This window comes from Aliivibrio fischeri (genome assembly GCA_038993745.2).
Lineage (GTDB): Bacteria > Pseudomonadota > Gammaproteobacteria > Enterobacterales > Vibrionaceae > Aliivibrio > Aliivibrio fischeri_B.
In genome coordinates this window covers 1,433,172-1,459,353 of sequence record CP160629.1, presented here as the reverse complement: position 1 = coordinate 1,459,353, position 26,182 = coordinate 1,433,172, and the positions used below count along the sequence as shown (strand labels likewise).

Here is a 26,182-nt window from a genome sequence, read left to right as displayed (position 1 = left end):
AGCATAAAAATAAGACTATGCAAAAATTTTGCGATTAACTTAATTGATTTAGCGCAATATATATCGTTTGAAGACCATAGCTCATTAACAGCAATCCACTAATATTTTTGGTAACAACATGATTTAACCATTTTTTTAGTGCTTCTGCGCCAAGACCGACAAGTAACATTGCTGGTAAAGTTCCTAATCCGAATGAAAGCATTAATAGTGAGCCATTAATGGCATTTCCAGAAACTGCAGCCCAACTTAGTGTGGAATAAACCAATCCGCAAGGCAACCAACCCCAAAGAAAACCGAACGGAACCGCATGAAATGGGCTTTTTAGAGGCAATAGTGGCTTAGTAAGAGGTGAGATGTAGTGCCATAAATTTTTACCTAATAGTTCGATATAAACTAAGCCTTTCCACCAGTTTGCAATATAAAGTGCAAGCAAACACATTAATAAACCTGCAAATATACGTAAATAAACTAATGCACTATAACTTTGACTTGCGCTGGCTATCGACACAAAAACACCACCAATAACAGCTCCAAAAATAGAGTAAGAAAGGAGTCTTCCAATATTGTAACAAACTATAAATTGCCACTTAGGAAAGCGGCTAGTAGAAGCGTTCATGGAAATTACTGCAGAGATCCCACCGCACATACCTATGCAGTGCCCAGCACCCATTAAGCCCACAAAAAATGCAGCAACAAAATCAATGTTCATTTTTTTTATCTTTTACTGAGGCTTTCGTCTCTTCATCAAAAAGGATTTCGGAACCTTGTCTATCTAAATCTTCAAATTGATCGCTTTTTACTGCCCAGATGAAAATAGCGACAGCGACGCAAACCAGCATGATCGCGATAGGGATTAATAAATATAAACTAGCCATTTTCTTTTAATAACCTCAATGAGTTAGTTACTACAATAATAGAGCTCCCAGACATTCCGATAACGGCAATATAGGGTGCAACTAATCCCATAACAGCAAGTGGTAGAATGATTGCATTGTAACCTAAAGCCCAAGCTAAGTTCTCGCGAATAATTTTACGTGTTTTCATCGCTAATTCTCGAGCATCAATTAATCGTGTTAGTTGATCGCCAAGTAAAATCATATCCGCAGAAGCTTTAGCGACATCAGTTCCTGATCCCATAGCTATGGATAAATGAGCGCCAGCCAAAGTCGGTGCATCATTTATTCCATCACCAACCATTAAACTAATTTCATGCTCTGGTAATGAGGTGAGATATTCCAATTTTCCTTGCGGAGAAGCGCCAGAAACGACTGTATCAATATCCAATTCATTGGCAACTTTAGATACTGCAGAGCTACTATCTCCAGTAAGCATAGTTATTTTGATGCCTAACTTATGCAAAGCATCAATAAACTCTTTACTCTCTTTTCTTATTGGATCATCAAGTGAAAATGCAGCTACAACTTGATTATCTTTAGATAACCAAACTTGATAGTTATCTTCATCGGCAATTTGAGTTGACGGAGCTGCAAACGCTTTATGACCAATTTTCCATTCACTGTTATTGTGATAGCCAATGAGTCCAGAGCCAATAACATTTTCAACACGCTCAAAATAGGTAGTTTCAGGCTTTCTAAATGATGAAAATGCTTGTGCAATTGGGTGATTAGCAAAAGATTCAAGTTCTGCAGCAAGCGCTTTGCATTCTTCTTCAGTTGTATTAGTGAATGTATTCACCTTAACTAAGCGAATATTACCTTCGGTTAAAGTTCCGGTTTTATCTATAACTAGACGATTTATTTTACATAACGTTTCTAGAACATGTCCTCTACGTAACATCAGTCCAAATTGTGCTAAGCGTGATGTGGAACAGGTAATGGCTGTCGGAGTGGCTAATGAAAGGGCACATGGACAGGTTGCAACAAGTACTGAAAGCATAATCCAGAAGGCGTCATCTGGTTTTGTTTCGTGCCAATAGAACCAAGTAAATGCAGAGATTATCAATATTCCAGCAACAAAATAGCGAGCAACAAGATCGGCGATTTCTGCCACTTTTGGTTTGGACATTTGCGCTTCATCTTGCAGTTTCACAATATTAGAGATGAGCGAGTCTGCTTTTGTTTTGGTAACTTTGATGGTTAGGTTGCCATCACCATTGATCGTACCTGCATAAACTGTATCGGATTCACTCTTTGCAATTGGCATTGATTCACCGGTAAACATGGATTCATCAATAGCGCTTGTTCCTGAAATAACAATACCATCAGCTGGAAGGTGTTCACCTGGTGGAACAACAACAATATCGTCTATATCTAATGTACGAGCCGGAACTCGCTTTCCTGAAGATAACGTTGCCATTACTGGGATAAGTTTAAGGAGGTTACCTGTAATTGCTGCGGCTTTTCTTCTCGCACGCATTTCAAGAAAGCGACCAAGTAATAAGAAGAAAGTAAACATCGCCACAGATTCAAAGAAAACCTCTCCCGTTTCAGTCACAGTTGCAACGACACTTGCAAAATAAGCAAATAACATTGCAATTGAAACAGGGACATCCATACCTAATGTTCGTGCTTTAAGGCTACGCCACGCATTCATGTAAAATGGTAAGGCGGAATAAAGCATTACTGGCGTTGCAAAAACCAGACTGACGTAGCGTAAGTAATTACGGAACTCTTCGTCGAGATCACCAAATACTTCAAGATAAAGAGCAACAGCAAGCATCATTACCTGCATTGTCGCTAATCCAGCAATACCTAAACGATATAAATATTGCTTCATTGAACGATGATATTCTTCTTCTTGTTTGTCTGCTTCAAAAGGAGCTGCTTTATAGCCTAGCTGATGAATTAAAGTAAGTAGGGAGCTAAGCTCTGTTTCTTCTGGATTCCAACTAAGCAATGCTCGATGTGTTGAGGTATTCACTTTAATTTGATGAATGCCTCTAGCGGCTGAAAGTTGTTTTTCAATTAACCATGCACATGCTGCACAAGATACACCATCAAGTGACAATGTCACTTCACGATAATTATCATTTGTTCTCACAAACTCTTTTTGAATTTCTTCGTGATCATAATGGGTAAGAGCTTTTAATTGTTCAGGGATTAGATCTGCTTTATCTGCTGGAGCTGTACGATATTGATAATAAGAAGACAGGCCATTTTCAACGATAGTTTGCGCTACTGATTCACAGCCTGGGCAACACATATCACGAGTTTCACCTAAGATATCAACATGAAAATTTGAGCCTGATGGTACAGGCTCATTGCAGTGGTAACATTCCTTCGACATATGGTCTACTTATTTTAATTATTTACCTAAAGGGAAAAAGTCTTTGCTAGGGAAGTTAGTTCGGCCTTGAACCATCCATGAACTGTCATGTGGTAGTAATTCAATAAACCAAGGGCCGGTAATAGGTTCTTGTAATGTAATACGGTAAATGCCTTTCGCATCAGAAGTTAAGACTTGCGAAAAGTCATGATTTGGTAATGTTCTATGAGTAAAAATAGCTTTAATTGCTGGGTTATGTTCTAACTTACCTTTATCTAACTTTATTTCAATAACGTTATTAAGGTTACGAACTTGAGCGTGAATAGATAGCTCTTGAGCGACTTTAATCTTAGAAAGATCAACATTAATCGCTTTTCCTTTTTTGTAATAATCTTCAGCAACAAGATCAACATCATTTTCGACAAAAAGGACAAACGTTGAAATACATGCAACGACAACAGTGGCTGGAAGGATAATGAGAAACCAAGGCCAGAACTGCTTATACCAAGGTTGAGGCATAGTAATAATTCCTATAAAAGACTCTTATTCAAAACGAATAAGAAAAGAATAAGCCTCTGATAATACAGAGGCTTTTATTATATTATTTGTTGCTTAAACTCCAAACGTAAGCAGAGAGAAGTTGTACTTTTTCTTCACCTAATACGTCTTTCCATGCAGGCATAACACCCTGACGACCATTAGTCACAGTTTCAGTAACAGCGGCTCGTGAATCACCGAATTGCCAGTCCTGATCAGTAAGGTCAGGAGCACCTAATGCAGGGTTACCTTTACCATCTGTACCGTGACAAGCAGCACAGACAACAAAGCGTTGTTTTCCTGCTGCTGCTTCTTTAGCGTTTACTTTACGGCCTGATAAGCTAAGCGTATAAGAAACAACTTCTTTTACACCGTCAGCACCTAAAGCGTCTCCCCAAGCTGGCATGTTACCAATACGGCCTTCCATAATGGTTGTTTTGATAGCTTGCGGTTCGCCACCATATAACCATGCTGTATCCGTTAGGTTAGGGAAGCCAATCATGCCACGAGCATCAGAACCATGACACTGAGAGCAGTTTTGTAAGAATAGACGTTGTCCAACTTTTAATGCTTCATCATCATTAGCTATGTCTGTAATTTCACGGAAATCAGACGTTCCTGGTTTATATGCAAGTTTTGAAAAGGTTTCACCAAAGTTCGTATTTGCATCGTCCAGTTCTCGTGCAAATTGATCCAATGTTTTCTCTTTGTGAGAGCGCTCAATAGATGCACGAGATTCTTCAATTGTTCGAACGGTTTGATCCGAACTTGTCCAACCTAACACTCCTTTAAAGTTACCTAATCCCGGGTAAAGGATTAAATACACAATCGAGAATATTAGTGTTGCCCAAAAAAGATAAGACCACCATTTTGGTAATGGGTTGTTAAGCTCACGAATACCATCGTATTCATGGCCCATGTCTTCGCCTTCTTCAATGCCTGTCGTATTTTTTAAACAGAATCGAAGTAAAATAGCACAACCAACCAACGTACCAATGGTAATGACACTTATCCAGAGACTCCAAAAAGTACTCATTGTTTGTCAACTCCTGTCGTTTTGTTGCTTGAAGTAGTATTTTCTTCCTCATCAGCAAAAACTAAATTCGCAGCTTCTTCAAAGCGTGCTTTTTGTTTTTTACTGTATGCCCAGAAAATAATGCCTACCATGCTTAAAAACAGTATGACCGTCCAAATTGCATGAATAGTACCAGCGTCCATAGGGACCTCCTTACTTCATTGCATGTCCAAGAGACTGAAGGTATGCAATTAATGCGTCCATTTCAGTCTTGCCTTTTACTTCTTCTGAAGCATTTTTCACGTCTTCTTCAGTGTATGGAACACCAAAGTTATCACGGAAAATGGCGATTTTCTTCGATGTTAGTTCACCATCAAGTACGTTTTCTTCCAACCAAGGGAAGCCAGGCATATTTGATTCAGGAACAACATCACGAGGGTTGATAAGGTGAACACGGTGCCACTCATCAGAGTAACGTTGACCTACACGAGCTAAGTCAGGACCTGTACGTTTAGAACCCCATAAAAATGGATGTTCCCAAACACTTTCACCAGCCACAGAATAGTGACCATAACGTTCTGTTTCAGCTCGGAATGGACGAATCATCTGGCTATGACAAACATTACAACCTTCACGGATATAGATGTCACGGCCTTCCATTTCAAGCGCAGTATAAGTGCGTAGGTTTTCTACCGGTTCCGTTGTCTGTTTTTGGAAAATTAGAGGCGTAATTTCAACTAATGCACCAAAACTGATAGCAACAACGATAAGAACCGCAAGAAGACCAACATTTTTTTCTATGATTTCATGACGATTAGAACTCATAACATGGTCTCCTTATTGTGCCGGTTGTGGAATTGCTTTAAGGCTGTTCTTCGGAGCAGTAATGGTCTTATATGTATTGTATGCAAGTAAGAACATTCCTGATAAGAAGATTAAACCACCTATAAAGCGAATGAAGTAAAATGGGTATGATGCTTCTAATGATTCAACAAAGCTGTATGTTAATGTACCGTCAGCATTTACTGCTCGCCACATCAAGCCTTGCATTACACCAGAAATCCACATTGCTACAATATAAAAAACGGTACCGATTGTTGCTAACCAGAAGTGAACATTGATTAGTGATACAGAGTACATACGTTCTTGACCAAATAGCTTAGGAATTAAGTGGTATAAAGAACCAATTGAAACCATTGCAACCCAACCTAAAGCACCAGAGTGTACGTGACCAATTGTCCAGTCAGTATAGTGAGATAGGGCATTTACAGATTTAATTGCCATCATTGGGCCTTCAAATGTCGACATACCATAGAAGGACAAAGAAACAATTAGGAAACGTAAGATAGGGTCATAACGAAGCTTATGCCAAGCACCAGATAACGTCATAATACCATTAATCATGCCGCCCCATGATGGTGCGAATAGAACTAATGACATCACCATACCCAGTGACTGTGTCCAGTCAGGTAGTGCGGTGTAATGTAAGTGGTGAGGACCAGCCCAGATATAAAGAGAAACTAATGCCCAGAAGTGAACAATAGATAAACGGTAAGAGTAAACTGGACGTTCCGCTTGTTTCGGTACGAAGTAATACATCATACCTAAGAAACCTGCAGTTAAAAGGAAACCTACTGCATTATGACCGTACCACCATTGAACCATCGCATCGACCGCACCTGAGTACATTGAATACGATTTTGTTAGAGATACAGGAACCGCAAGGCTATTCACAATATGAAGAACAGCAACGGTTAAAATGAAGGCTCCAAAAAACCAGTTAGCGACGTAAATATGAGATGTTTTACGTTTAAACAAGGTTCCAAAGAATACGATAGCATATGCAACCCAAACTAGTGTAATAGCGATATCAATCGGCCACTCTAATTCGGCATATTCTTTACCTGATGTAATACCTAGAGGCAACGTAATTGCTGCTGCTAGAATAATTGCTTGCCATCCCCAGAAGGTGAACGCAACTAATGGACCACCAAACAAACGTGTTTGACAAGTTCTCTGAACAACATAATAAGATGTTGCGAACAGGGCACTTGTACCGAATGCGAAGATTACTGCATTGGTATGCAGAGGGCGCAAACGGCTATACGTTAGCCATGGTGTGTCGAAATTTAGTTGCGGCCAAACTAACTGAGCGGCAATTAGTACACCTACACCCATGCCAACAATCCCCCAAAGTATGGTAACTAAAGAGAACTGACGAACAACGGTATAGTTGTAGTTTTGTTCATGCTGCTGTACTTGGCTCATAATTGCATGCTTCCACTTTTATTATTAACTACACTTTACTTTCCTTAGTGCGAACAATAATGTCCGCAATGCCATCCAAAATTCTATTTCTAAATAATTAAATTTGTGACTCTTTTATTTTGAAATATCCTTTTTTAATGCAAAAATGGCATTTTCGGCATCAATGATACTTCACTTAAAAATTGAATGACAGTTGGTCGCCACATTAAATTTACGGTTAAGCAACATTTTTTCTCTTTTTTTGAACTAGATAACAAAGGTTTTTACAACTATGGCAGTGGAAAAGTTAACAGGCCCCCGTTTATTTCAACTTATTTTCTTATTATTTGTCTTAATCGCCGCATTTACTTGGAGAACAATTACCTACGTTCCTGAAAGTGGTTTAACATCGGATAGTGAATTATCAAATATATGTGATGTAACGAAACAAGCATGTTTGATTAATATTGATAATAATCAAATCATTATTGATGTTGCTTCAAGACCGATACAACAAAATGCCGAAATGATTGTTAACATTAAAGGTGAGGATCTTGCCTTTAACCTTCAAGCGAAAGGTGTCGACATGAATATGGGCATATTGAAATTCACAAAAGAATTAAAGAGCGATGATGTAGCGTCTTATTCAACCTTTGTACCTAAATGTAAACATAATGAAATGGAATGGTTAGTTGTGATTACAGCAGATGGAAAAAGTAAAGAAATCACATTTACTGCAAAAAAATAATTTCTTTTCATAGGGTTAAATAGATAACGTTCAAAAATCAATCGCTCGAACATAAATATGTAGAATATGCATATAAATATGACTATTTGGAGCAATTTTGAAGATAATTAGTGGCGTTTCGCAAAAAAACAATTCATATGATGCCGTATATGACTGTATTCGAAATATGGCTACTGAACAATCTGCTCCAAATTTAATTTTATGTTATTTCACTGAGAGACATAATAAAGAAACGATCATCTCGACACTAAAAAGTCAGTTTCCGTCTAGTAAAATTCATGGGTGTACGTCTTGCCAAGGGATAATGACCGATCAGGGATTTGCTGATGACCACTCCATAGCGGTATGGGGAATTTTCGATTCCGGTTTAGGTTGCTATGGAACAAGTATCAGCCAGTTTGTTTCTCACTATGATATAGAGTCATTAACCATCCACTTATTAGAAGAAGCAATTAAAGATAGTGGTAGAGAAGGGGAATTACCTTCATTAGTATTATTACACGCAACTTCAGGCCATGAAGAAAAAATAATTTCAGTTATTGATACTTTTTTTGGCTCTCCAGTTCCACTTATTGGGGAACTGCCGCAGATAATCATAACCAAGGCTTATGGAGCGTCTTTACTCAAGATGGTTGTGTGAAAAGCGGTATTTCCATTTCAGTTTTCTATCCTTCCTGTAAAGTTTCTTACTCATTTCACTCGGGTTACGCACCTTCAAATGTCTCTGGCATAGCCACGAAAACCGATCAACGAACTATTTATGAAATAGATAATCGTCCAGCTCTTGAGGTTTATAAAGAGTGGACGAATATGTCTTGTTTGTTAAACAAAAGAACTAATTTATTAGAAAACATGGCTCAATACCCATTCGGACGTATTGCAGGTTATATGTATGATATTCCATACTTTAAATTGGCACATCCAACTAAGATAACGAATGACGGAGGGATTGAATGCTTCGCTAATATATATGAAGGCGAAGAAGTATTTGTTATGTATGGAGAAAAAGATCAAATCATATCACGACCTCAACGGGTTATTGACTCCGCGACGAATTTTAAACAAGAGAAATTTGTTCCAATTGGTGGCATTAATATTTTTTGTGCCGGTTCAATGATGCACATTAAATCCTCTATGTTAGATGTCTGTGATTCTGTGAATGCGGCAATGCATGGAGCTCCTTATATTTGCCCATTTACGTTTGGTGAACAAGGTCGTTTTACTGGTGGGGAAAATGCTCACGGTAACTTAATGGTATCAACCGTTTTATTTCATAATTAGGTATTGTCTGTGAAAAATCATTCTGAAAAAGAACAATTTCAAGAGATACTGTTGGAATTAAAGCGAAGTAAAGAACGTGAAGCCCAACTTCATAAAGAAAACCAAGTTATTTTGCGAGGGGTATCTGCAATTTCAGATGCTCAAACAAAAGAAGATATTTTTAATGGTTTATTAAATGTCATTAAGGAATTTGTCGAATTCGATAATGCTATTGTGGTTTCATCTACAGATAAAGACAGTTTCTCTGTATTAGCATCAACAAATCCGTATTTCGATCATTTAACATGGCGTTATAACGATCTTTTTCATCGAGCCTGTCATGATGAAACTATCATCTTATTTCAACCGCATAAAACAAATGAATTTCTATTCAAAAATACAGAATTACAGAGCTTATTTTCTTCTGTGGCAATATGTGGTTTAAAATCTCATTCTGGCTATGCTGTTATTATTTTAGCGTGTTCTAAGTTTGGGGCTTATTCAACTCTCGAGAAAGAGAAAATAGAACGCTTTATGCCATTAGTTGAGCGAGCAGTAATTGATATTGATTATAAAGAACGCCTCAATGCGATGGTTTCACTGAAGACAAAAGAACTTTTTCTAAGTAAAGAGCGATTTCAAGACTTTGCTGAAACCGTTGGTGACTGGTTTTGGGAAACGGATCCTCAATTTAATTTTACCTACTTGTCTGATACCAAAATAAATAACACATCCATCATCTCTCAAAATCTACTTAGCTTGATCAGTAATGATTTCATTAATTCTACGATAATTGAATCAGAGAAGAGGCTTGCGCCATTTCACGAAGTTGAATGGAACCCTGATATTTTCAATAATAAAGTTTGGTTAAGCCTGAGTGGTAAACCATTTTTTGATGAGTTTGGTACTTTTGTTGGTTACCGAGGTACGGCCAAAGATATTTCAGCGAGAAAAAAACGAATCAGAGATATTCAAACCGCTAAAACTGAAGCTGAAAAAGCCAATAAAGCAAAATCACAATTTTTAGCTATGATGAGCCATGAAATTAGAACACCATTAAACTCAATACTTGGTCTTGTTGATGTGTTTCATAGTAGCTTGCTTTCTGAAGAACAATTAGATTGGTTAAATCAAATGGAAAGTTCCTCTCAATTGCTGCTTACAATAATCAGTGATGTACTTGATATATCTAGGATAGAAGCGGGAACATTTGTTTTAAATGAACAACCAATTGATTTATTAAGATCTTTAAATACATCTATTAATTTTCTAGATACAAGAGCTAAAGATAAAGGAATAACTTTAACTGTTACGGCGTCACAAAATGTACCTAAATATGTTTTTGCTGATGCAACCAGGTTATCCCAAGTAATCTTCAATTTAGTTGGTAATGCAATTAAATTCACTAATCATGGACATGTCGCTGTTAAGATCGAGAAGCTACCTAATAATTCAATATCCATATCAGTTAGTGATACCGGTATCGGCATTGCTTCAACAACATTAGAGCAATTGTTTAAACCATTTGTGCAAGCAGACAGTTCAATAACTAGAAAATACGGTGGAACTGGTCTTGGTTTAGCCATTATTAAGCGCTTAGTTGAATTAATGCAAGGAACGATAACAGTAGAGAGCCGATTAAATATAGGCAGTACTTTTAAAATAACTCTGCCTTTAAAAGAAATCAGCGATTTACCGAAACAATTAAATAATGAAGCTAAAGAATTGGTTAATCAGCGTAGCTTAAATATCTTGTTAGCAGAAGATAATAAAGCAAATCAGGCGGTTCTTCAGATATTGCTAGAAAAACAAGGCCACCATGTATCAATAGTCAGTAATGGTGAAGAGGCCATTTCAATATTTAAACATCAGACAAACGGTTGTTTTTTTGATGTGGTTCTTATGGATGTATCGATGCCAGTTAAAGATGGCATCAGTGCAACTACTGAACTAAGAAAGTTAGGTATAGAGCTGCCTATAATAGCAATCACAGCTCATGCAATGGAGACAGAAAAAGAAATGTGTTTGGAAGCTGGTATGAACGATTTCATATCAAAACCAATCAGAGCAAAAGACTTATCAGATATTTTAATCAAATACAGTTGTTAAGTAACTTAGCTTGTAAGAATGAGGCTAATAATCAATAGATAAATACGAAGTATTATTTAATGATTATTAGCTATTTTATGGTAAATACGATTATGGTTAAATTGAAGCTAAAAGTAGTGAAGACAAGAGATAGTGCAGTATTACAAGCAACAATCTATATTAACCCGAACCCTATTTAACATAATATACAGTGAACGCCCTTTCTTAACATGTCTTTATTCTCTTTTAAATCATAAACTTAACCACTGTCTCACGTTGTCCCATTTTAGGAATTTAAATGGGTACTCGTTTGCGTTGTTGCTTGATTGTTATTAGCAGCCAATAGGGTGGTAACTCTATCGGTATTTTGTCTAGAATTGTTATTAATTAACCCGCTCAATAACTCTATAGCTCTTTGATTTTTAACTTTATTTTCGCATAAGTTACTAATTAGAACATCTAGTGGGTCTAACTCCAAAACATCAGCGACATGTAGGGCTATATCTATAGATGCAATATTGCCTCTATAGTAGCCACTTACAGAAGTTCCAGTAATTCCTAGTATTTTTGCAATTTCCCTGTCTGATTTACAGGCAAAACGGGCTCTCACGGAGTCCATTAATTCAATTGTAGTTATCATAAACCCTCCTTTTTTGAAGAGGATATTTGTAAAAGAGGGTGTGAGACAGTCTCTTGCACACAAAAATGGCAGATAGTATCTTTCATTCGAACTATTGAGATCATTCTGTGATCTATTTAACGAGTGGAATGTATGGACAAGCTAGTATTAACGAAATTACAAGAAGCAATTATTGAATCCAAAAAAGGAATGGATGGTGTGCTTAAAGCAAATACAGAATTAACTATTCTGGATGCTCAAAAAGCACAATCTATGTACTTAACAATGATTTTATCTTTTGTGGTTGGTTTAGTATCAGACAAGGAAATAGTTAATGGTTTATCTGAACTATTAGCCGAGCATATTAATAGAAGTTTGATTGAATCAGCTATTGGTGCTAATGCCGATGTATATTCGGATCTTAATCGTGACACTCTAAAATTCGTTACTAAAGCCGCTGTGCAGGCGAAAGCAGCATAATGACGGCTACTATCTCAAATAAACAATTTAAACGCAGTGGGCGTCCGCTTGCTGCGCTTAATCGTGCTTATTGGGATGGTATGGTAAAAACTCCTTCAAAATTTGAAGTATTACAAGCTCCATGCGGTCAAGCGACTAGAAGAAGCCTAGTTAAAGATGTGGCGGCGTTTATGGATACGCTTGTATCTAATATGTGTTTTGTTTCTCGTAAAGTAGGCCGCAAGCCAAGTGCAAACGGTACTTTTCTTTATACGTGGGAAGCAATTGCAGATCTAATGAAAGTCCCTACATACAGAGTTAAGCAATGTTTTGAGTATGCAAGTGATCGCGGTTGGGTAGAATCAAGCGATCAAGCTAGGGAACGTGGCGAAGATGGTAAGTTTATCTTTAGAGTTACCACCAAGAAAGTGACCATGAAGTATTTCACTGATTTGGGACTTATCGAAAAATTCAAAGAAGCTCAAGAAGCAGCAAAAGCATACCTAACGAATAAAGCGAAAGGGTTAGGTGTGACCACTCAATTAATGCTTACGCCTGTAGGCATCCTCAATGCTATCAGAAAGCGAAATGCTGAAAAGGGTAGCTATACACCTGATTACGTCGATAAAGGCGAAGATATACCGTATTAGACGGTTTTAGACCTAATAAATAAAAAGAAAGCCGCTTAAGTGCGGCTTTTTTGCGTTTGCTTGTTTTTATTTGGTAAAAAACAGGCGTAACTATCCGTAAATAATTAAGACATTAATTTTTAATTAAGTCAAATTAAATCGTAAATCATTAATTTTGCTATTGAATTGCTCATATATTAATCAGGTTGTGGGTAACTGTGGATAACTTCATGTATAACGCTCGTTTCAACTTCTCAACTACTCCACGTAGTAACGCTATCTACATTTACTGCATAGATTCTCTATATGTTCTAAAGAAATAAATAAACTTAATGATTAAACCCCGACAAAGTCGGGATAAGTTAATGTAACGGCCTTTCGAGGGCTTCGCCCTGAGGCCTTGTTGTCGTCGCGTTAAGTGCTTTTTGTCATACGACCGTCATGTTGGTCACACTATGAATATTAAGTGGTAGTTCTTATCGCTGCGCGATGATTCTGGCATGAAGAGAAAGGCAAGATTTAAGAATGGCGTTTATCTGGCGTTATTTCGCAATCTGAGAGCTTTTAAACATATAACCCATACCATTTAATCAATACATATCAAATTGAGCTTAGAAGCGTTTACAGAAGCTTAAGTATTAAAACAACCGTTTTTATGAATAAAAAACCGTTTTTAAAACGGTTATTGCATATTTATTGAATATAATATCTAATATATTCACTTTATTTGTATATATATTCATTTTAGAGGTTTTAGATGTGTAGAAAAAATTATTTCTTATCGTTAGTTGAGTTTGTAGGGCTCTCTTTGTTATTCGGCTTTAGCTCTGGAGCACTGCTTGCTTTTGGTATATCCGTATTTAATACCTTTTTACCTAACTTTTGGGGCGACCCACTCACGCTCTTAAAAACGCTGTGGTTTTGGCTTATGGGGCTTTTTGCCGTTATCGCTTTTATTGCTTTTATATTTGGTTTGTATTCTGAGCAGAAAGCAAAAGAAGAATTATACGCAGCACAAGCACGTAATCTGGATATTTGATAATGATTGAATTAAGCCAATTAGCTGATATAGCCGACGAACTAAATAGCGCAGAACGAGCGCGAACGCTTCAAGGTCGTGTGCTTCTTTCTGAATATGAAGAATTAGGCAAAAGCATGATCAAGAAATCATTTGCAAAAGATTTAGAACCTGTAGTGAAGTTCATGAATTTGGTTAGTGAAGAAAAGAACCTACAAAATGAACTTCTTATGAAACAAAACGAATTATTAATGAAGATATTAGGGGGCGTTGAATAATGGCTACCGAAGTCGGTGTATTACATTGTGTTGGTTGTAACACTCTTGCGGCTGTGTGGGAGTGTGGCGGCCAAAAAGTCGGAACGTTCTATACGAAATGTAAGTGCGGTACTAATCAAAATGCAGGTTTAGAACGTCAAGAGTTCATCAAAAACAATATGTTTAAAACGGTTTCTGAATACGAAGAAAGCCTTTTGCAAAAACCGTTAATAATCGAAGAAAAACCATTGGAAACGGTTTCAGAAACAAAGGCTGAAATTGAAAACCTAGAAATAACGGTTATTGATAATGGAAACAATCAGTTAGAAACCGTTATTGAACCGCTAGAAACGGTTATTGAAACCGAGAAAAACCCACACGGAAAGGGTTTTATTGCTATGTGTGTCGGGCTAGGTACGGCTTTAGGTCTATGTGTTGGTTATAAATTGGGGGTGCGTAATGCTTGAACCTTGGAAAGATACCGTTATTGATGATCGCTTTTGTAGCATGGTTGAAGAACTCAAGGCCGCTGATGCTCGTGCAGAGTTAAACCAAACGCCAGAAGAGCAAGCCGAAGCAGAGGCCAATAGTGAGCGCTTTGAAGCAGTATGCGCAAATGCAGAAGCTCGTGCCGCCGTTTTTACTCTCGAAAAGTTAGCGCAAAAGTTTATCCATAAGCGCATTAAAATTGATGAAGAAGTAAAGGCCGAAGCAATAGAAAACTTTGGACCACTTCTGGTCAAATACGGTGCACTGTTGCCGTCATGGTTTAGTCAATATGAGCAAGAAATCATGGCACTTAAATCGATGGGTCAAATTGGTTGGGATGTAGCGAAACAAGCGAAACAGTACAAGCAAGAAGATGCACAAGCCATAGCCCAGCAACATAACCAAGAAGAATACAAGGAGGCGGCATGATTAGCATTGCTGAGCCAGTAAACCCAAACAACGCGCTAGATTGTTGTAATGCTATGTATGTCGGCTCATCGGGTAGTGGAAAGACTACGGCAGTAAAAAACCTAAACATAGCAGCGAATGATTGTGTTGTTTTCTTTGATGCGTTCGGAGACTACGAGGGCACATTTAAAGGTCAACAAGTTTTTACTTACTATACATGGGCTGATTTTTCAGAGAATCTATTTAAAGCTCGTAGTTCTGGTAAGCCGTTTAAGATTGCACGTGGTTTTAAAGGCCGAATTGAAAAAGGTGACTTTGAACTATTTTGCGCCCTTGCATGGGCGTGTGGTGACGGCAGTAAAGAGCCGTTAAATGTAGTATTAGAAGAATTAGCGAAGTTCTGTGATACCGCGGGAAAAATGGACGGCTATGTAGGAGACTTGATCCGTATCGGTCGTAAATTTGGACTACGTACACACTGTATTTTTCAACGTGGTCAAGAAGTCGGTAAAACCGTGATAGGTAACTGTCCGATTAAGTGGATAGGATACCAAGACCGTGAAAATGATGCGGTGTATTTATCAAAAGAGTTAGGCATAGCATCCGAAGCAATCGCAAAACTTGAAAAACTCGAATACATCATAAAAACGGAAAAACACGGAAAAGGTGAATTTGATAACGGTAAATTCACCTTTAAAAAGTGATTTAAATCACATTTTAAGTGCAAATAACCTATAGGTTTTTAACGGTTTTGGGGATTGACTCAAAACCGTTTTTTTATGTCTTATGCAATCTCATTTTTAACATGAGGTTCATTAATTGGACAAAAAAACACAAAGCACAGCGAAGATTGTAGGCGGTACGGTCTTACTTACTTTTGCTCTGATGGCGTTTATTCATAAGTTTCAGCCTATGGATTTAGACCACACTTTTGGCCTTAACGATTAAGTAGGAAAGCATTATGCAAAATTGCCGACATAAAAAATTAAGTGCCTTTTCTGGTGTGGTTCGCGGTGGTACTGCCACATTAGTATTACCAACAGGCGGCACGTATGAACAAATCATTCTGCGTACTAACCTTACTGAAGATGAATTACAGCGCGTTGAAATTACGTTGAATGACGATAAGTTTTATAACGTAACATCAAAACACCTGAACATGCTTCAAGGTTATCACATGAAGAAAGTCGTAGAGGGTGTATACGTTATTCCTTTCTCTGATTTTAATAACATTGAACGTGGTTCGGTTTCAGCTACCGCTTTCGTAACTCAATTGAATGATCACATCACACTTGATTTGAAACTATCTGATTCGATTGCTGAAAATAAAGCAATCAAAATTGATACGTTTGCGATCATGTCTGATGCACAGCCTTACCGTAAGTTATTGCCGCGTCTTTACACGCAGACAATGACGGCTACGGCATCGGGTGAAAATGATTTCTCTGGTTTATTGTCGTCACCAAGTCGCTATGTTCGTCGCATGCACTTCAAAACCGACAAAATGGATAAATTAGAAATCAAGCGTGATGGTCGTGAAGAGGGTGAAATGCACAAAGATGTATTGTCATTCGTAGCGGATAACAATGGTAAAAAATGGCAAGCAGGCCATTTTCACTATGATCCACTTGTTTATGGTTTCATGCGTGATTTCGTATTACCAACTCAACACGCAAGTGAGTTCTTTTTCCGCGTCAATACGACCGAAGTCGTGCAATCAATCGAAATTCTAATTGAAGGTCTCGAGCAAGTCGCAGCGTAAGGGGGCTAAATGAGTTTTCTTGATAGTCTTCTTGAAACTGGCGGTGATATTTTTGATTCCGTTGTTGATGGCGTACAAAGTGGCCTTGAGGCTGTGGGCGATATAGCCAACAGCCTAGGCGGAACAAGTGACAGCATTGCTGATGCATCCGATAAGGTCGATAACGCCGTTGATAAAGTGGACGATGCAAAAGATACGATAAATAACTCGTCTGGCTCTCAACCTAAGCCCATTAATTGGGCTTATGTTGGCATCGGTGGCGTTGTTCTGATTGGGGTTATCTACGCAGTAACAAGAGGGAAATAATATGGCGTTGCCTTTATTAGTTCCTATCTTGGCTCTTACTGGTGGTTCGCTCGGTGTTGCGGCGATTTATGGCACCGCAAAAGTTGCAGAAGAAACAGGCGAAGCGGTCGAAAAGTCGGAGGGCTTTTTGACTCGCGTTATTGTTCTAACTGTGATTGGTGGCGCGATTTATTTCGGGGCGAAGGCGGTTAAGTAATGCTAAATGACATTCTTGGTAATTTTGACGAAGTAGAAGATACGCTGTCCCAGTTCGGGAATGTTGGAAATCTACCAAACTTAGAAAACGTTCCGGATTTAGGAGGAGTTGGAAACATGATACCGGGAATGGGTGGAATGCCTAGTTTAACTGGTGGTGCGGGTGGAGCAGTTACCAATACGACAACCACTAATAATAACAGTGGTTTTACTGGTGGAAATATTCAATTCGGTTCTAATGCCACCATATCACCGTTGGTCATTGTTGCAGTTGTTATTTTTGCAGGAGTCTACTTTGTCAAACGTAAAGGGTAAATTTAAGAATGTCTCTTGGGGACGTGTTAAACATCGTTTAAAGCCTATCCTAGGTACGCATTTTGAAGAAGCAGAACGACGAGTTTTAGCGGGTACTGAGCGCGTATTCGTTATCAATGATTATTCTATCGTGTTATTGCGACAAGAAGGCTCAGAATTAGTTATAGCGGGTTTTGAAGGCAATCTTGAAGAGTGCGCCCCATTAATTATCATGCAAGCTCGCAATAATGGCTTTAAAACAGCTCGTGCACATGTCGAACGTCGTTCGCATTTACGATTGTTAAAACGTATTGGTTTGCCGTTTCAGATGGTGAGACAGCAACGATGCAAAGAGCTAAATTGTGAAGAATTTATCATTAGGATGGTGCTTTAATGGGTGGCGGTTCAACTGATAGCACAACAGAAACAACAACGACCACAACAAACACCAGTGGTTCTAATGCTGCACAAGGTGACAACCTTGGCACAATGATTTCGGGTGTAAACAACTCAACAATCAATACAACAGTAACCGACCACGGTGCAGTAAGTGGATCTCTTGATTTTGCAGGTGATGTTGTTGATAAGGTGCTCGAAAGTAACACAGCAGCAAATAATAACGTTACTGAAATTGCTAACACTGCCATGAGTACGGTTAAAGATTCAGCCTCACAAATGGCAATTAATGCAAAAGAATCAATGAATTTTGCCAAAGAAATGGCAACAACCACGATAACAGGCGGCAGTAGCGAGGGACAAAAACAGATTGTCATTGTTGTACTTGGCTGCGTTGTTGTTGGTGGGCTTGTCATGGCAATTAAGGCTTGGAAATCATGAAAAGAAAATACACTTTAGCGGTTGGCGAAAGTTATACATTTACAGTAGGCCAAGCCGATAATTATTTGATTTTACGTGATGCAAGCCATTCGTTAATTCTTGAAAGTGATTCATTTAAAAACGTTGAACTAACGCGAAGTGATACGGTAATCATTACCAATTATCGCAATATGGAACTGCGCTTTTTAAATACAAGTACAGAGTCTATTTATTTTGAATTTCAACTATCAGAAGTTGATATTCGAATTAAAGAGCAACGAATGAGTGTCGAGGGTGGTATCACCATTGATGAAATCATTCAGCCTGTAGTGGTTAGTGAAGTACAAAAGCCAGTATCTATTCGTGGCACTGTCCCTGTATCGTTTGAACAAGTGGTTCAAACTGAATTTGTTGAACCTCAAGAAGTGGTTCTTACTAACCATAAAGAGGTTCAGAAAGTTGAAGTACTGAACCAACCAAGCGTTATTACTAACGTTAGGGCTATCGGTGATATTCAACTGACGGCAACAGGGCAACATACGATTTCAGGTAATAACGAGCGTAAAGGCTTGCTAATACAGGCAAGTGATGAAAATAAAGAAATCATAGTGCTGTGCGGTTTTATGCGTTTAAAAGCGGATGGTATGGCAACATTGCCCGCTTGTAATGATGTGATTATTACAGGTGCAGAGGGTGATACCGTTTATGTTGGAGAAATTTATTAATGCAGCCTTTAATGGTTTTAAATTCACCTAAAGTGACAGTATCGGGCGATAGTTCGGGCGGTGGTTCATTGATTGGTGCGCCTATCTATTGGCCTTTAGCTTCTTGCCCTAAAGGACATTTGCCTATGAGTGGTCAAGCATTCGATCCTATTGCTTATCCAGAATTAGCACTTGTGTATCCTGACGGTTTTTTACCTGATTCGCGTGACGATTATTTTCGTGTTGCAGGTGAGGGACAAGAGCCGCTAACACGTCAAGAACAATCAGTGCAGCCGTTGGGGTTTGAAGGTGTTCCGCTTCCAGTGCATAGACATCAAATTAAATTTTCAACCTATACGACTGGCGAAGGTGATTCCCGATATGGCGGCGGAGCAAACCGTGGGGGTACTAAATATACTGAAAACGTATCAGCAGGGACACCTGACGGAATAATTACAGGAACGGGCGAAGAAACTCGCCCACGTTCTTTATTGTGGAATTGTATAACGAGGGCTGAGTAATGAAGTTTGAATTTTCTAAACATGACCGTGTTCTAGCTTTGCATCATTTTGATAAAAACGGCGAATACACGTTAACTAAAACGTGGACTATTCATGCTCACACGGGCTTGCCAGCTAAATCGACATTAAAGCCATTACCACAGTTAAATGATAATGAGCGAGCGTATTTTATTAATGATGATTGGGTTAAAACTGAATTTTTCATTGGTCGTAAATATTACGATGAATACGCGCATGAACTCGTAATTAATGAATTTCCTTTCGTTTTACCTGACGGACATTCATTTGAAAAACCATTACCAAAAAAAGATGGTTACTATGTAAAGCTGGTAAATAATCAATGGGTTTATCTAACTGATAATATTGATAAAACTGCCTATTCGAAATTAGATGATAATGATTTTATTATTGAATCTAATGGCGAATTACCAGACACGCACACATTGATTGAACGTAAAGCGTTTTCTGTTTGGAATGAACAATCTAATGATTGGATATATCAAAAAGAATTAGAGCGACCAATTAAAATTATTCAGGAAAGAGAGTGGCGCGATAATCAATTAAATATTGTGTTATCTCGAATTGACCAATACGAAAAAGATAAAAATTACCCTGTAGAACTACAGACCTCATTATTATCTGAATCACAATTCCTTGAGTTATTGAACGATAGAAAATTACTGTGTGATTATCCACAGCAGCAAGGTTTTCCGTTTTGTGAGCGTCCAACATTGAACGGAGCGTATTTTATCAATGCTTAAAAAAATATTAATTATCGGGGCTGTATGTGGCCTTTTATATGTAGGAGTTAGATCAAGTATGCCGTTAGGTATTCGTAACAATAATCCGTTAAATATTAAATTTAACAAGGCTAATAATTGGGATGGTCAAACGGGCGAAAATCGCGGATTTTGCACATTCTCAAGTTCTAAGTATGGTATTCGAGCGGCAGCTCGATTGCTTCATAATTACATGACTAAGAATGAATTGACTTCTGTTGCGTCAATTATTACTAAATGGGCGCCGGGTTCTGATAACAATCCGACAAAAGCCTATATTGATTTTGTGGCTAAATACATTGGAGTAAATGCTGCGGATAATAATCTTACTAACGCCCATATACCGTCTTTAATTGCGGCAATGACACGATTTGAAAATGGCATACAACCATACTCAATGAGCCAAATTAAGGCAGGTGTAGAGCTTGCAGGGATTAAACTATGAAGAAAGGGCAAGTGATTGCACTAGAAATTTCTGTAAGTGTATTTACTGCGGTTCTATCAGCATATTTAATTGCCAAAGTGCTAAAACAAAGTGACGTTAAAAAATGACGTTCTTAAAATCTATTTCACATTATCTCGGTAGTTTCTTTGTTAATAGAGCAAAGTTAAAAGATAAAATGACCAAAATGAAAATAGAGGCATTAATTAAGCAAGACGATTTCTCACAACTAAATCGTGGTTGGAAAGATGAATTTCTTTTATTGTTGATCATCTTTCCAATGATTTTAATGTTTATACCACAGACTCAATCATTTGTATTAAATGGGTTCATTGCTCTTGAAAAAGTCCCTGAGTGGTATTTATATGCGGTTGTTCTTGTCTTTGTTGATACATTTGGTTTCCGTTCAATGTTAAGGAAAACAATAGAAAGCAGGTTTAAATGATCGCGGATTTGGCAATTGTTCGCTTAGCGATAGAGCTAGGATTAACGCTAGAATCGGGTGCAATCGCTTTTCTCGGTTGGCAAATGTTCAAAATGAACAAACATTTAATGAGTTTAATTTCTGCGCATGATAAGCGCATAACAATATTAGAAGTAAGGAAAGATCATGGCTAAAGCGGGTTTAAAATCAAACGGTAAACTAAAGAAAGGCTATAAGTTTAAAAAGGGCGGCGGTGTGGTAAAGGTATCAACTACAAAGAAAAAGCCGACAAAACGAAGTCGTAAAAAGAAGTAGTACCAGGATTAATATTAGTGATAACTAATGTTTGACCAGGACATAAAAAAAGCCGGTGCATGAGTACCGGCTTTTTTGTTTCGATTAGTTTGTGATTGGAGTTTCACCCCAAATAATATGACTAGGATTCGCTTTATTATGGAAAACAGCAAGTAAATTAGTTTTATTTAATTTATTCACAGTAAAGAAATAACCATTGTAAGCGCCATCGCGTGCTGAATCAGTACAGCCAGAAGCAATAACAGTGCTTGAATAATACAGTCCTTTGGTCATTTTTAGAATACCGTCATAGGTACAACCTAATGCATTACCGTAGGAATTAAATGTACCATCCTCACTAATATCAGTAACTTGACCTGCATGTGAGTGTGTGCCGGCTAATTCTGCTAATGATTTGCTCACTGGTTGTTTGGATAAATCATAAGTAAACGGAGTACCGTTAATATTAGCCGTCGTTTGTACATTATTATCGTCAAATAATGCATTCATAGTTTGATCTGAAGAGTGACTGTATACACCGTTAGACCAAAGATTAGATCCTTTGAATGTCATTGAGTCATTATTACGAGTAAAACCATCGAAGCTTAAAATATGTGTTCCATTACTAGCAATTGCGCCATAAGTTAGTGCGGTATCAACTAACATTACCGCGTCACTATTTGCATAAATGCCATCAAAAGAGTTAGAAGATGGCGAATTGCTATCGCTACCACCGCCACAGCCAACAAGAGCGGTAGAAATCAGAGAAAGCAAAATTATTTTTTTCATTTTTAGACGTCCAAAAAATAACCTAGTATGAATAGGCTACTTGTTAAAATATATTTTATTGTTTTGATTCTTCATATAGTTACATGCAGAACCGTCTATTATTATAGATGATTCTATCCATGCAGAATAGTTTTCTAGTTGTGTAATTGTGATCCTACGTCCGTGAGGGGTTGTGATACCGTCCTCATCTATCGTCCATTTATCCCACCGTAAACCGTGACCCCGTAACGCCCGACAATTTCTATTTCTAATCATATCTAGGGCCCAAGTGGGGAGTTTATCAGTCTGCATCCATCGGTAAATTGTAGAACGTGACACACCAAACCAAGCACAAGCCGACGAAATATCACCGTGAAAGTGCATATCAATCAATATTTTTACTGGGATTTTCATAAAACCAACGATGAAAATTTTTGATTAATGGCATATTTCCATGAAATATTTTTATCGTAAGTAGTGAAAAATGCCAAAAATCGCCAAAAAGAAAAGATAGTATTATGATTGTTTTTTTGAATATATGCAGTAAAGGGTTGATAATCTTATTAATTAACAAAGTAATTTAACATAATATACATAATACGCACTAAGGTATCAGGTTAATTATCAGATCAAATCAGCTTTAAAATGCTATTTTTTATTAGTTTCTATATGGTTTCTACTTCTGGTACTGTCTTGGTTTTCTGTTTACTGATTCATTTCTTTAAATCGCTCATTTAAGGCGTATCGTCATTTTTACTATTCACTCGTTCTACTAAGTTATCATGACACTTTAAGTCAATACTTGGTGATATCTTACGTTTTAATTTGTTATTACTTTAATCTACCAGTAAACTGTATCCGATATTTTTCAAGTAGTTACATTGTCACAACACCTAATTACTATTCAATATGGGACTTCCATGAATCACTGTAAATCAATGCTATTATCTCTGTCTTGTGTTCTTTCATTATCTGGATGTGCTAGTTATTCAGTTACAGAGCAAGAAATGACAGATTATCTTTCTAATGAAGTTCATGTTGAAAAATCTGTCGGTATCCCTGGTGTGCTTTATGCGCAAGTAAATGTTGAGGATGTTAACGTCACTATTGGCCGTGTAGATGCTAATCGAATTGCTGTTTATGCAAATACAACCGCTGATGTTGAGATCATGAATCAACTCACCCAGAATTTTGCTTTATCTCTAGAGTTCAGTGCGATTCCTGAATACGATAAAAAAACAGGTGAAATTTATTTAAAAGCACTTAGATTAGAAAAATTTGAAGATCAAAATGGCGAATTACCGCAAGATATTGCTGCTCTTTTAAAGCCTGCGGTTTCAATTATTGGCTACGCACTTTCAAATGAACCAGCATATAAGCTCGATTCTAATAAGCTTAAAGAATCTCTTATTAAGTCCTCAGAACCTAATTTAGTTATAAAAAACAATAAGCTAGTGATTGAGTTATTTGATTAATTAAATAACTCAATTAAGTTATAGTGCATTAGGAGTAATGAAAAAAGCTCCTATTTCAGGAGCTCATGTAAGTCTGCCTTTAATGAAGAAACAGTTCGGCTAACCTTTTCTGTTTTTGACGCTTCACTAAGTAAATATTCGATGGTATCTGATAGCGTTGAATCTAAATCTTGTGCTCTTAATGAAAGCTTTTCCCATACTCGATAATCAAGATCTATGGATTTCTTGCGTGTATGTTCTTGTTCTGCATTAAAATGACGTTTACGTTTAGCTCTTATTGCTTGTTTAAGTTTATTTTCAAGATCTGGATTCATGTGTTTTTGAATCCACTCAAGCGCTTTAACGGGCTCATGTTCAAGTTTTACAAACTCATCAACCCACTTTTTTTGTTCACTTGAATCAATATAACAAGTAATAGATTCTCCCATACGGTGCTTATTGAACAAATACATCCATTTCCAACCAGCTTCTAGGTTTTCAAGTTGTTGGTATTTCATAATAAGTCACTCGTTATAAAAGAAAATGTTGGGTGACAGTGTAACTGTAGACACGGATAAGTTCAATTAAATAACAACAAATATGAGATTCTGATCTAATTGCTAATGTAAGCTCTGAAAAATCAGACGTTTTACATTATGTCATGTATAATCGATTTTATTTTTTAGTCATAAGTAAGCATGCAGTTAGTAGACACGCCATTTACAATTTCACCAAATTTCGCGCATATCGAAAACGATTTGAATAATGCACTCTTATCTGAAGTTCAAGACGCCTACTCTTTGCAACCTCGATTAGTTCAAGCACTGACGAATTTCTCTCAAATCAATGGCATTAATATACTTCAGCTAACCGCATTAGATAATCGAGTTTATCGTGAATATGCAGCTACATGGCTAAAGAATAATAGCAAGAACCGTGTTGATCAGGATACTGATGTACCAATCATTATTGCTGAAAGTGCATCTGAAGCAGAGTTATTTGGCATCTATCATAATAAATCTGACAGTTTAGAATCAGGCTTACTTCAGCAAGCCAATGGTGGTTTTTTAATTATATCGCCAAGTATCTTACTTGCTAATCCATACTTATGGCCTAGATTAAAAAGCGTACTTCAAGGCAGTTCTATAACGATTCCTTCAAGTGATCTTAAATCACCTAAAACAACAATCCACCAACTGTCTGTCGATGTAAAATTGCTCATCGTTGGTGACCGAGCTTTATTAGGTGAAATTGAACAGTTAGAACCCGACTTACTTGCCGGCATGTCAATGTACTCTGAGTACGAATTTGATACAAAAATATCAAGTGACAGCGTAACTGCTTACGTTCAACTCATTAATACGATGTTAATCGATAACGGACATTTACCATTAAATGACGGCCTATCATTATTGCCTTTATTAAAAGTTGGTGCGCGTGAGTGTGAAGATCAAACTCGATTAAACTTATGTTTAATTTGGTTAAATTCATTTCTAGCTCATGCTTCATTAGCTTCTGAGTCAAAAACGACTATTTGTGCAGACGATTTTAATCGAGCGATTGAATCTAAATACTATATTGAATCTTATTTACCATCACGAGCGTTAGACGATATTCTTGAAAACAATATTCTTATTGAAACACAAGGTGAAAAAGTTGGCCAAATTAACGGGCTAACCGTCGTATCAGTTCCAGGACACCCTATTTCTTATGGTGAAGCTTCACGCATTTCTTGTGTTGTACATACTGGTGATGGTGAGCTATCTGATGTTGAACGTAAAGTGGAACTTGGTGGCAATATTCATGCTAAAGGTATGTTGATCATGCAAGCTTATATCTTAAGCCAACTTGATTCTCGTGAACCTTTACCTTTTACCGCTTCAATGGTATTTGAACAATCTTATTGTGAAGTTGATGGCGACAGCGCTAGCTTAGCTGAACTGTGCGCATTATTAAGTGCCCTATCAATTAAACCAATAACTCAGAGTATCGCCATTACAGGCTCGGTTGATCAGTTTGGTTCTGCTCAGCCTATTGGCGGTGTTAACGAAAAAATTGAGGCCTTTTACCAGTTATGCCAAAAACGTGGGTTAACTGGTGAACAAGGTGTTATTATCCCAGCAACAAATGGAATTAATCTTGTACTTTCCGATGATGTCGTTAAAGCTGTAGAAGATAACTTATTTACTATCTACCCTGTAAATAACGTTGAAGAAGCAGTTGAGATTTTATTGGGATTACCTTTACAGTCAGAAGAACATGAGTCTGTTTTCTCTTTAATTGCTCAACATATTGAAGATGTTGAGCATCACCCAACTCATTGTTCCGCTTTATTATGTCGAATTAAACACTGGTTTAACCAGCGCTGATCCGACTTGATATGAGTACAAGTGTTAGCTAGAATTTCTGCAACTTATTTAGGAG

At 37.5% G+C, this 26,182-nt stretch carries 38 protein-coding genes and 1 pseudogene; 27 read left to right on the top strand and 12 right to left on the bottom strand.

Annotation, left to right across the window (positions count from 1 at the left end; genetic code table 11):
- Window positions 1-34: 34 nt before the first annotated feature.
- From AAFX60_007055 to ccoN, 8 genes are all read right to left on the bottom strand, one after another.
- Window positions 35-709, bottom strand: a complete 675-nt coding sequence (locus tag AAFX60_007055; protein ID XDF78856.1) for a sulfite exporter TauE/SafE family protein — start codon at window positions 707-709, stop codon at window positions 35-37.
- Window positions 699-875 (bottom strand): cbb3-type cytochrome oxidase assembly protein CcoS, encoded by a 177-nt coding sequence (gene ccoS / locus AAFX60_007050; GenBank protein ID XDF78855.1) that lies wholly within the window; start codon window positions 873-875, stop codon window positions 699-701. Before ccoS ends, AAFX60_007055 begins: the two co-directional genes overlap by 11 nt.
- A complete protein-coding gene (locus AAFX60_007045; protein ID XDF78854.1) occupies window positions 868-3,246 on the bottom strand; it encodes a heavy metal translocating P-type ATPase in 2,379 nt (792 codons plus the stop codon). Before AAFX60_007045 ends, ccoS begins: the two co-directional genes overlap by 8 nt.
- 18 nt (window positions 3,247-3,264) lie before the next feature.
- Complete coding sequence (locus AAFX60_007040; protein ID XDF78853.1) at window positions 3,265-3,744, bottom strand: FixH family protein; 480 nt, start codon at window positions 3,742-3,744, stop codon at window positions 3,265-3,267.
- A gap of 82 nt (window positions 3,745-3,826) precedes the next feature.
- Complete coding sequence (gene ccoP, locus AAFX60_007035) at window positions 3,827-4,798, bottom strand: cytochrome-c oxidase, cbb3-type subunit III (protein ID XDF78852.1); 972 nt, start codon at window positions 4,796-4,798, stop codon at window positions 3,827-3,829.
- Window positions 4,795-4,980, bottom strand: a complete 186-nt coding sequence (locus AAFX60_007030) for a CcoQ/FixQ family Cbb3-type cytochrome c oxidase assembly chaperone (protein ID XDF78851.1) — start codon at window positions 4,978-4,980, stop codon at window positions 4,795-4,797. The genes ccoP and AAFX60_007030 overlap by 4 nt, the downstream gene beginning before the upstream one ends.
- A gap of 10 nt (window positions 4,981-4,990) precedes the next feature.
- A complete protein-coding gene (ccoO, locus tag AAFX60_007025; protein ID XDF78850.1) occupies window positions 4,991-5,602 on the bottom strand; it encodes a cytochrome-c oxidase, cbb3-type subunit II in 612 nt (203 codons plus the stop codon).
- A 12-nt stretch (window positions 5,603-5,614) separates the two neighbouring features.
- Window positions 5,615-7,045 (bottom strand): cytochrome-c oxidase, cbb3-type subunit I, encoded by a 1,431-nt coding sequence (gene ccoN, locus AAFX60_007020; protein ID XDF78849.1) that lies wholly within the window; start codon window positions 7,043-7,045, stop codon window positions 5,615-5,617.
- Between the two features lie 271 nt (window positions 7,046-7,316).
- Here ccoN and AAFX60_007015 point away from each other — a divergent pair, with 271 nt between their 5' ends.
- The 4 genes and pseudogenes from AAFX60_007015 (at window position 7,317) to AAFX60_007000 (ending at window position 11,141) form a co-directional block, all read left to right on the top strand.
- Window positions 7,317-7,772 (top strand): hypothetical protein, encoded by a 456-nt coding sequence (locus tag AAFX60_007015; GenBank protein ID XDF78848.1) that lies wholly within the window; start codon window positions 7,317-7,319, stop codon window positions 7,770-7,772.
- Window positions 7,773-7,938: 166 nt separating this feature from the next.
- Window positions 7,939-8,489: pseudogene (locus AAFX60_007010) on the top strand (FIST N-terminal domain-containing protein).
- A gap of 93 nt (window positions 8,490-8,582) precedes the next feature.
- Window positions 8,583-9,053, top strand: coding sequence for an FIST C-terminal domain-containing protein (locus tag AAFX60_007005; protein ID XDF78902.1), 471 nt, complete (start codon window positions 8,583-8,585; stop codon window positions 9,051-9,053).
- Between the two features lie 9 nt (window positions 9,054-9,062).
- Window positions 9,063-11,141, top strand: a complete 2,079-nt coding sequence (locus tag AAFX60_007000) for an ATP-binding protein (protein XDF78847.1) — start codon at window positions 9,063-9,065, stop codon at window positions 11,139-11,141.
- 265 nt (window positions 11,142-11,406) lie between these two features.
- On the opposite strand, the gene AAFX60_006995 is transcribed toward AAFX60_007000, so the two are convergent.
- Window positions 11,407-11,760, bottom strand: a complete 354-nt coding sequence (locus AAFX60_006995) for a hypothetical protein (GenBank protein XDF78846.1) — start codon at window positions 11,758-11,760, stop codon at window positions 11,407-11,409.
- A 132-nt stretch (window positions 11,761-11,892) separates the two neighbouring features.
- Here AAFX60_006995 and AAFX60_006990 point away from each other — a divergent pair, with 132 nt between their 5' ends.
- The 21 genes from AAFX60_006990 (at window position 11,893) to AAFX60_006890 (ending at window position 21,557) form a co-directional block, all read left to right on the top strand.
- Entirely contained in the window at window positions 11,893-12,219 is a 327-nt protein-coding gene (locus AAFX60_006990) for a hypothetical protein (GenBank protein XDF78845.1), read from the top strand.
- The gene (locus AAFX60_006985) at window positions 12,219-12,848 is read left to right on the top strand and encodes a hypothetical protein (protein ID XDF78844.1); all 630 of its coding nucleotides are present in this window, start codon (window positions 12,219-12,221) and stop codon (window positions 12,846-12,848) included. Before AAFX60_006990 ends, AAFX60_006985 begins: the two co-directional genes overlap by 1 nt.
- A 736-nt stretch (window positions 12,849-13,584) precedes the next feature.
- A complete protein-coding gene (locus AAFX60_006980) occupies window positions 13,585-13,866 on the top strand; it encodes a hypothetical protein (GenBank protein XDF78843.1) in 282 nt (93 codons plus the stop codon).
- A gap of 2 nt (window positions 13,867-13,868) precedes the next feature.
- Window positions 13,869-14,123: a hypothetical protein gene (locus tag AAFX60_006975; GenBank protein XDF78842.1), complete on the top strand. Its 255-nt coding sequence runs from the start codon at window positions 13,869-13,871 to the stop codon at window positions 14,121-14,123.
- Complete coding sequence (locus tag AAFX60_006970) at window positions 14,123-14,569, top strand: hypothetical protein (GenBank protein ID XDF78841.1); 447 nt, start codon at window positions 14,123-14,125, stop codon at window positions 14,567-14,569. Before AAFX60_006975 ends, AAFX60_006970 begins: the two co-directional genes overlap by 1 nt.
- Window positions 14,562-15,020, top strand: a complete 459-nt coding sequence (locus AAFX60_006965; GenBank protein XDF78840.1) for a hypothetical protein — start codon at window positions 14,562-14,564, stop codon at window positions 15,018-15,020. The genes AAFX60_006970 and AAFX60_006965 overlap by 8 nt, the downstream gene beginning before the upstream one ends.
- The gene (locus AAFX60_006960; GenBank protein XDF78839.1) at window positions 15,017-15,703 is read left to right on the top strand and encodes a type IV secretory system conjugative DNA transfer family protein; all 687 of its coding nucleotides are present in this window, start codon (window positions 15,017-15,019) and stop codon (window positions 15,701-15,703) included. Before AAFX60_006965 ends, AAFX60_006960 begins: the two co-directional genes overlap by 4 nt.
- A gap of 115 nt (window positions 15,704-15,818) precedes the next feature.
- Window positions 15,819-15,947 (top strand): hypothetical protein, encoded by a 129-nt coding sequence (locus AAFX60_006955; protein ID XDF78838.1) that lies wholly within the window; start codon window positions 15,819-15,821, stop codon window positions 15,945-15,947.
- A gap of 13 nt (window positions 15,948-15,960) precedes the next feature.
- A complete protein-coding gene (locus AAFX60_006950) occupies window positions 15,961-16,761 on the top strand; it encodes a major capsid protein P2 (GenBank protein ID XDF78837.1) in 801 nt (266 codons plus the stop codon).
- 9 nt (window positions 16,762-16,770) lie between these two features.
- Window positions 16,771-17,067, top strand: coding sequence for a hypothetical protein (locus AAFX60_006945; protein ID XDF78836.1), 297 nt, complete (start codon window positions 16,771-16,773; stop codon window positions 17,065-17,067).
- 1 nt (window position 17,068) lies between these two features.
- The gene (locus AAFX60_006940; protein ID XDF78835.1) at window positions 17,069-17,263 is read left to right on the top strand and encodes a hypothetical protein; all 195 of its coding nucleotides are present in this window, start codon (window positions 17,069-17,071) and stop codon (window positions 17,261-17,263) included.
- A complete protein-coding gene (locus AAFX60_006935; protein XDF78834.1) occupies window positions 17,263-17,577 on the top strand; it encodes a hypothetical protein in 315 nt (104 codons plus the stop codon). Before AAFX60_006940 ends, AAFX60_006935 begins: the two co-directional genes overlap by 1 nt.
- Window positions 17,558-17,950: a hypothetical protein gene (locus AAFX60_006930; GenBank protein XDF78833.1), complete on the top strand. Its 393-nt coding sequence runs from the start codon at window positions 17,558-17,560 to the stop codon at window positions 17,948-17,950. Before AAFX60_006935 ends, AAFX60_006930 begins: the two co-directional genes overlap by 20 nt.
- A complete protein-coding gene (locus tag AAFX60_006925; protein ID XDF78832.1) occupies window positions 17,950-18,393 on the top strand; it encodes a hypothetical protein in 444 nt (147 codons plus the stop codon). The genes AAFX60_006930 and AAFX60_006925 overlap by 1 nt, the downstream gene beginning before the upstream one ends.
- Window positions 18,390-19,097: a hypothetical protein gene (locus AAFX60_006920; protein ID XDF78831.1), complete on the top strand. Its 708-nt coding sequence runs from the start codon at window positions 18,390-18,392 to the stop codon at window positions 19,095-19,097. Before AAFX60_006925 ends, AAFX60_006920 begins: the two co-directional genes overlap by 4 nt.
- Entirely contained in the window at window positions 19,097-19,597 is a 501-nt protein-coding gene (locus AAFX60_006915) for a hypothetical protein (protein XDF78830.1), read from the top strand. Before AAFX60_006920 ends, AAFX60_006915 begins: the two co-directional genes overlap by 1 nt.
- Window positions 19,597-20,358 (top strand): hypothetical protein, encoded by a 762-nt coding sequence (locus AAFX60_006910; GenBank protein XDF78829.1) that lies wholly within the window; start codon window positions 19,597-19,599, stop codon window positions 20,356-20,358. Before AAFX60_006915 ends, AAFX60_006910 begins: the two co-directional genes overlap by 1 nt.
- Window positions 20,359-20,416: 58 nt before the next feature.
- A complete protein-coding gene (locus AAFX60_006905; protein XDF78828.1) occupies window positions 20,417-20,821 on the top strand; it encodes a structural protein P5 in 405 nt (134 codons plus the stop codon).
- Window positions 20,822-20,924: 103 nt separating this feature from the next.
- Window positions 20,925-21,263 (top strand): hypothetical protein, encoded by a 339-nt coding sequence (locus AAFX60_006900; protein XDF78827.1) that lies wholly within the window; start codon window positions 20,925-20,927, stop codon window positions 21,261-21,263.
- A complete protein-coding gene (locus AAFX60_006895) occupies window positions 21,260-21,436 on the top strand; it encodes a hypothetical protein (GenBank protein ID XDF78826.1) in 177 nt (58 codons plus the stop codon). Before AAFX60_006900 ends, AAFX60_006895 begins: the two co-directional genes overlap by 4 nt.
- Window positions 21,429-21,557: a hypothetical protein gene (locus AAFX60_006890; protein ID XDF78825.1), complete on the top strand. Its 129-nt coding sequence runs from the start codon at window positions 21,429-21,431 to the stop codon at window positions 21,555-21,557. The genes AAFX60_006895 and AAFX60_006890 overlap by 8 nt, the downstream gene beginning before the upstream one ends.
- Window positions 21,558-21,641: 84 nt before the next feature.
- Here the strand turns inward: AAFX60_006890 and AAFX60_006885 are convergent, their stop codons facing one another.
- The gene (locus AAFX60_006885) at window positions 21,642-22,325 is read right to left on the bottom strand and encodes a hypothetical protein (protein ID XDF78824.1); all 684 of its coding nucleotides are present in this window, start codon (window positions 22,323-22,325) and stop codon (window positions 21,642-21,644) included.
- Between the two features lie 36 nt (window positions 22,326-22,361).
- Window positions 22,362-22,580 carry a DUF3653 domain-containing protein gene (locus AAFX60_006880; GenBank protein ID XDF78901.1) on the bottom strand — a complete coding sequence of 73 codons (219 nt, stop codon included), beginning with the start codon at window positions 22,578-22,580 and terminating at the stop codon, window positions 22,362-22,364.
- A 644-nt stretch (window positions 22,581-23,224) separates the two neighbouring features.
- Between AAFX60_006880 and AAFX60_006875 the strand changes: the two genes are divergently transcribed.
- Window positions 23,225-23,779 carry a DUF1439 domain-containing protein gene (locus AAFX60_006875; protein ID XDF78823.1) on the top strand — a complete coding sequence of 185 codons (555 nt, stop codon included), beginning with the start codon at window positions 23,225-23,227 and terminating at the stop codon, window positions 23,777-23,779.
- Window positions 23,780-23,829: 50 nt separating this feature from the next.
- On the opposite strand, the gene matP is transcribed toward AAFX60_006875, so the two are convergent.
- On the bottom strand, window positions 23,830-24,276 hold the full coding sequence (gene matP, locus AAFX60_006870; protein ID XDF78822.1) for a macrodomain Ter protein MatP: 447 nt from the start codon (window positions 24,274-24,276) through the stop codon (window positions 23,830-23,832).
- A 180-nt stretch (window positions 24,277-24,456) separates the two neighbouring features.
- Here matP and AAFX60_006865 point away from each other — a divergent pair, with 180 nt between their 5' ends.
- Window positions 24,457-26,127, top strand: coding sequence for a Lon protease family protein (locus tag AAFX60_006865; protein ID XDF78821.1), 1,671 nt, complete (start codon window positions 24,457-24,459; stop codon window positions 26,125-26,127).
- Window positions 26,128-26,182 lie beyond the last annotated feature (55 nt).

Coding starts and splice junctions, on each gene's coding strand:
- AAFX60_007055 (XDF78856.1), bottom strand. CDS start 709: ATGAACATTGATTTTGTTGCTGCATTTTTTGTGGGCTTAATGGGTGCT.
- ccoS (XDF78855.1), bottom strand. CDS start 875: ATGGCTAGTTTATATTTATTAATCCCTATCGCGATCATGCTGGTTTGC.
- AAFX60_007045 (XDF78854.1), bottom strand. CDS start 3,246: ATGTCGAAGGAATGTTACCACTGCAATGAGCCTGTACCATCAGGCTCA.
- AAFX60_007040 (XDF78853.1), bottom strand. CDS start 3,744: ATGCCTCAACCTTGGTATAAGCAGTTCTGGCCTTGGTTTCTCATTATC.
- ccoP (XDF78852.1), bottom strand. CDS start 4,798: ATGAGTACTTTTTGGAGTCTCTGGATAAGTGTCATTACCATTGGTACG.
- AAFX60_007030 (XDF78851.1), bottom strand. CDS start 4,980: ATGGACGCTGGTACTATTCATGCAATTTGGACGGTCATACTGTTTTTA.
- ccoO (XDF78850.1), bottom strand. CDS start 5,602: ATGAGTTCTAATCGTCATGAAATCATAGAAAAAAATGTTGGTCTTCTT.
- ccoN (XDF78849.1), bottom strand. CDS start 7,045: ATGAGCCAAGTACAGCAGCATGAACAAAACTACAACTATACCGTTGTT.
- AAFX60_007015 (XDF78848.1), top strand. CDS start 7,317: ATGGCAGTGGAAAAGTTAACAGGCCCCCGTTTATTTCAACTTATTTTC.
- AAFX60_007005 (XDF78902.1), top strand. CDS start 8,583: ATGTCTTGTTTGTTAAACAAAAGAACTAATTTATTAGAAAACATGGCT.
- AAFX60_006995 (XDF78846.1), bottom strand. CDS start 11,760: ATGATAACTACAATTGAATTAATGGACTCCGTGAGAGCCCGTTTTGCC.
- AAFX60_006990 (XDF78845.1), top strand. CDS start 11,893: ATGGACAAGCTAGTATTAACGAAATTACAAGAAGCAATTATTGAATCC.
- AAFX60_006985 (XDF78844.1), top strand. CDS start 12,219: ATGACGGCTACTATCTCAAATAAACAATTTAAACGCAGTGGGCGTCCG.
- AAFX60_006980 (XDF78843.1), top strand. CDS start 13,585: ATGTGTAGAAAAAATTATTTCTTATCGTTAGTTGAGTTTGTAGGGCTC.
- AAFX60_006975 (XDF78842.1), top strand. CDS start 13,869: ATGATTGAATTAAGCCAATTAGCTGATATAGCCGACGAACTAAATAGC.
- AAFX60_006970 (XDF78841.1), top strand. CDS start 14,123: ATGGCTACCGAAGTCGGTGTATTACATTGTGTTGGTTGTAACACTCTT.
- AAFX60_006965 (XDF78840.1), top strand. CDS start 14,562: ATGCTTGAACCTTGGAAAGATACCGTTATTGATGATCGCTTTTGTAGC.
- AAFX60_006960 (XDF78839.1), top strand. CDS start 15,017: ATGATTAGCATTGCTGAGCCAGTAAACCCAAACAACGCGCTAGATTGT.
- AAFX60_006950 (XDF78837.1), top strand. CDS start 15,961: ATGCAAAATTGCCGACATAAAAAATTAAGTGCCTTTTCTGGTGTGGTT.
- AAFX60_006945 (XDF78836.1), top strand. CDS start 16,771: ATGAGTTTTCTTGATAGTCTTCTTGAAACTGGCGGTGATATTTTTGAT.
- AAFX60_006940 (XDF78835.1), top strand. CDS start 17,069: ATGGCGTTGCCTTTATTAGTTCCTATCTTGGCTCTTACTGGTGGTTCG.
- AAFX60_006935 (XDF78834.1), top strand. CDS start 17,263: ATGCTAAATGACATTCTTGGTAATTTTGACGAAGTAGAAGATACGCTG.
- AAFX60_006925 (XDF78832.1), top strand. CDS start 17,950: ATGGGTGGCGGTTCAACTGATAGCACAACAGAAACAACAACGACCACA.
- AAFX60_006920 (XDF78831.1), top strand. CDS start 18,390: ATGAAAAGAAAATACACTTTAGCGGTTGGCGAAAGTTATACATTTACA.
- AAFX60_006915 (XDF78830.1), top strand. CDS start 19,097: ATGCAGCCTTTAATGGTTTTAAATTCACCTAAAGTGACAGTATCGGGC.
- AAFX60_006910 (XDF78829.1), top strand. CDS start 19,597: ATGAAGTTTGAATTTTCTAAACATGACCGTGTTCTAGCTTTGCATCAT.
- AAFX60_006905 (XDF78828.1), top strand. CDS start 20,417: ATGCCGTTAGGTATTCGTAACAATAATCCGTTAAATATTAAATTTAAC.
- AAFX60_006900 (XDF78827.1), top strand. CDS start 20,925: ATGACGTTCTTAAAATCTATTTCACATTATCTCGGTAGTTTCTTTGTT.
- AAFX60_006895 (XDF78826.1), top strand. CDS start 21,260: ATGATCGCGGATTTGGCAATTGTTCGCTTAGCGATAGAGCTAGGATTA.
- AAFX60_006890 (XDF78825.1), top strand. CDS start 21,429: ATGGCTAAAGCGGGTTTAAAATCAAACGGTAAACTAAAGAAAGGCTAT.
- AAFX60_006885 (XDF78824.1), bottom strand. CDS start 22,325: ATGAAAAAAATAATTTTGCTTTCTCTGATTTCTACCGCTCTTGTTGGC.
- AAFX60_006880 (XDF78901.1), bottom strand. CDS start 22,580: ATGATTAGAAATAGAAATTGTCGGGCGTTACGGGGTCACGGTTTACGG.
- AAFX60_006875 (XDF78823.1), top strand. CDS start 23,225: ATGAATCACTGTAAATCAATGCTATTATCTCTGTCTTGTGTTCTTTCA.
- matP (XDF78822.1), bottom strand. CDS start 24,276: ATGAAATACCAACAACTTGAAAACCTAGAAGCTGGTTGGAAATGGATG.
- AAFX60_006865 (XDF78821.1), top strand. CDS start 24,457: ATGCAGTTAGTAGACACGCCATTTACAATTTCACCAAATTTCGCGCAT.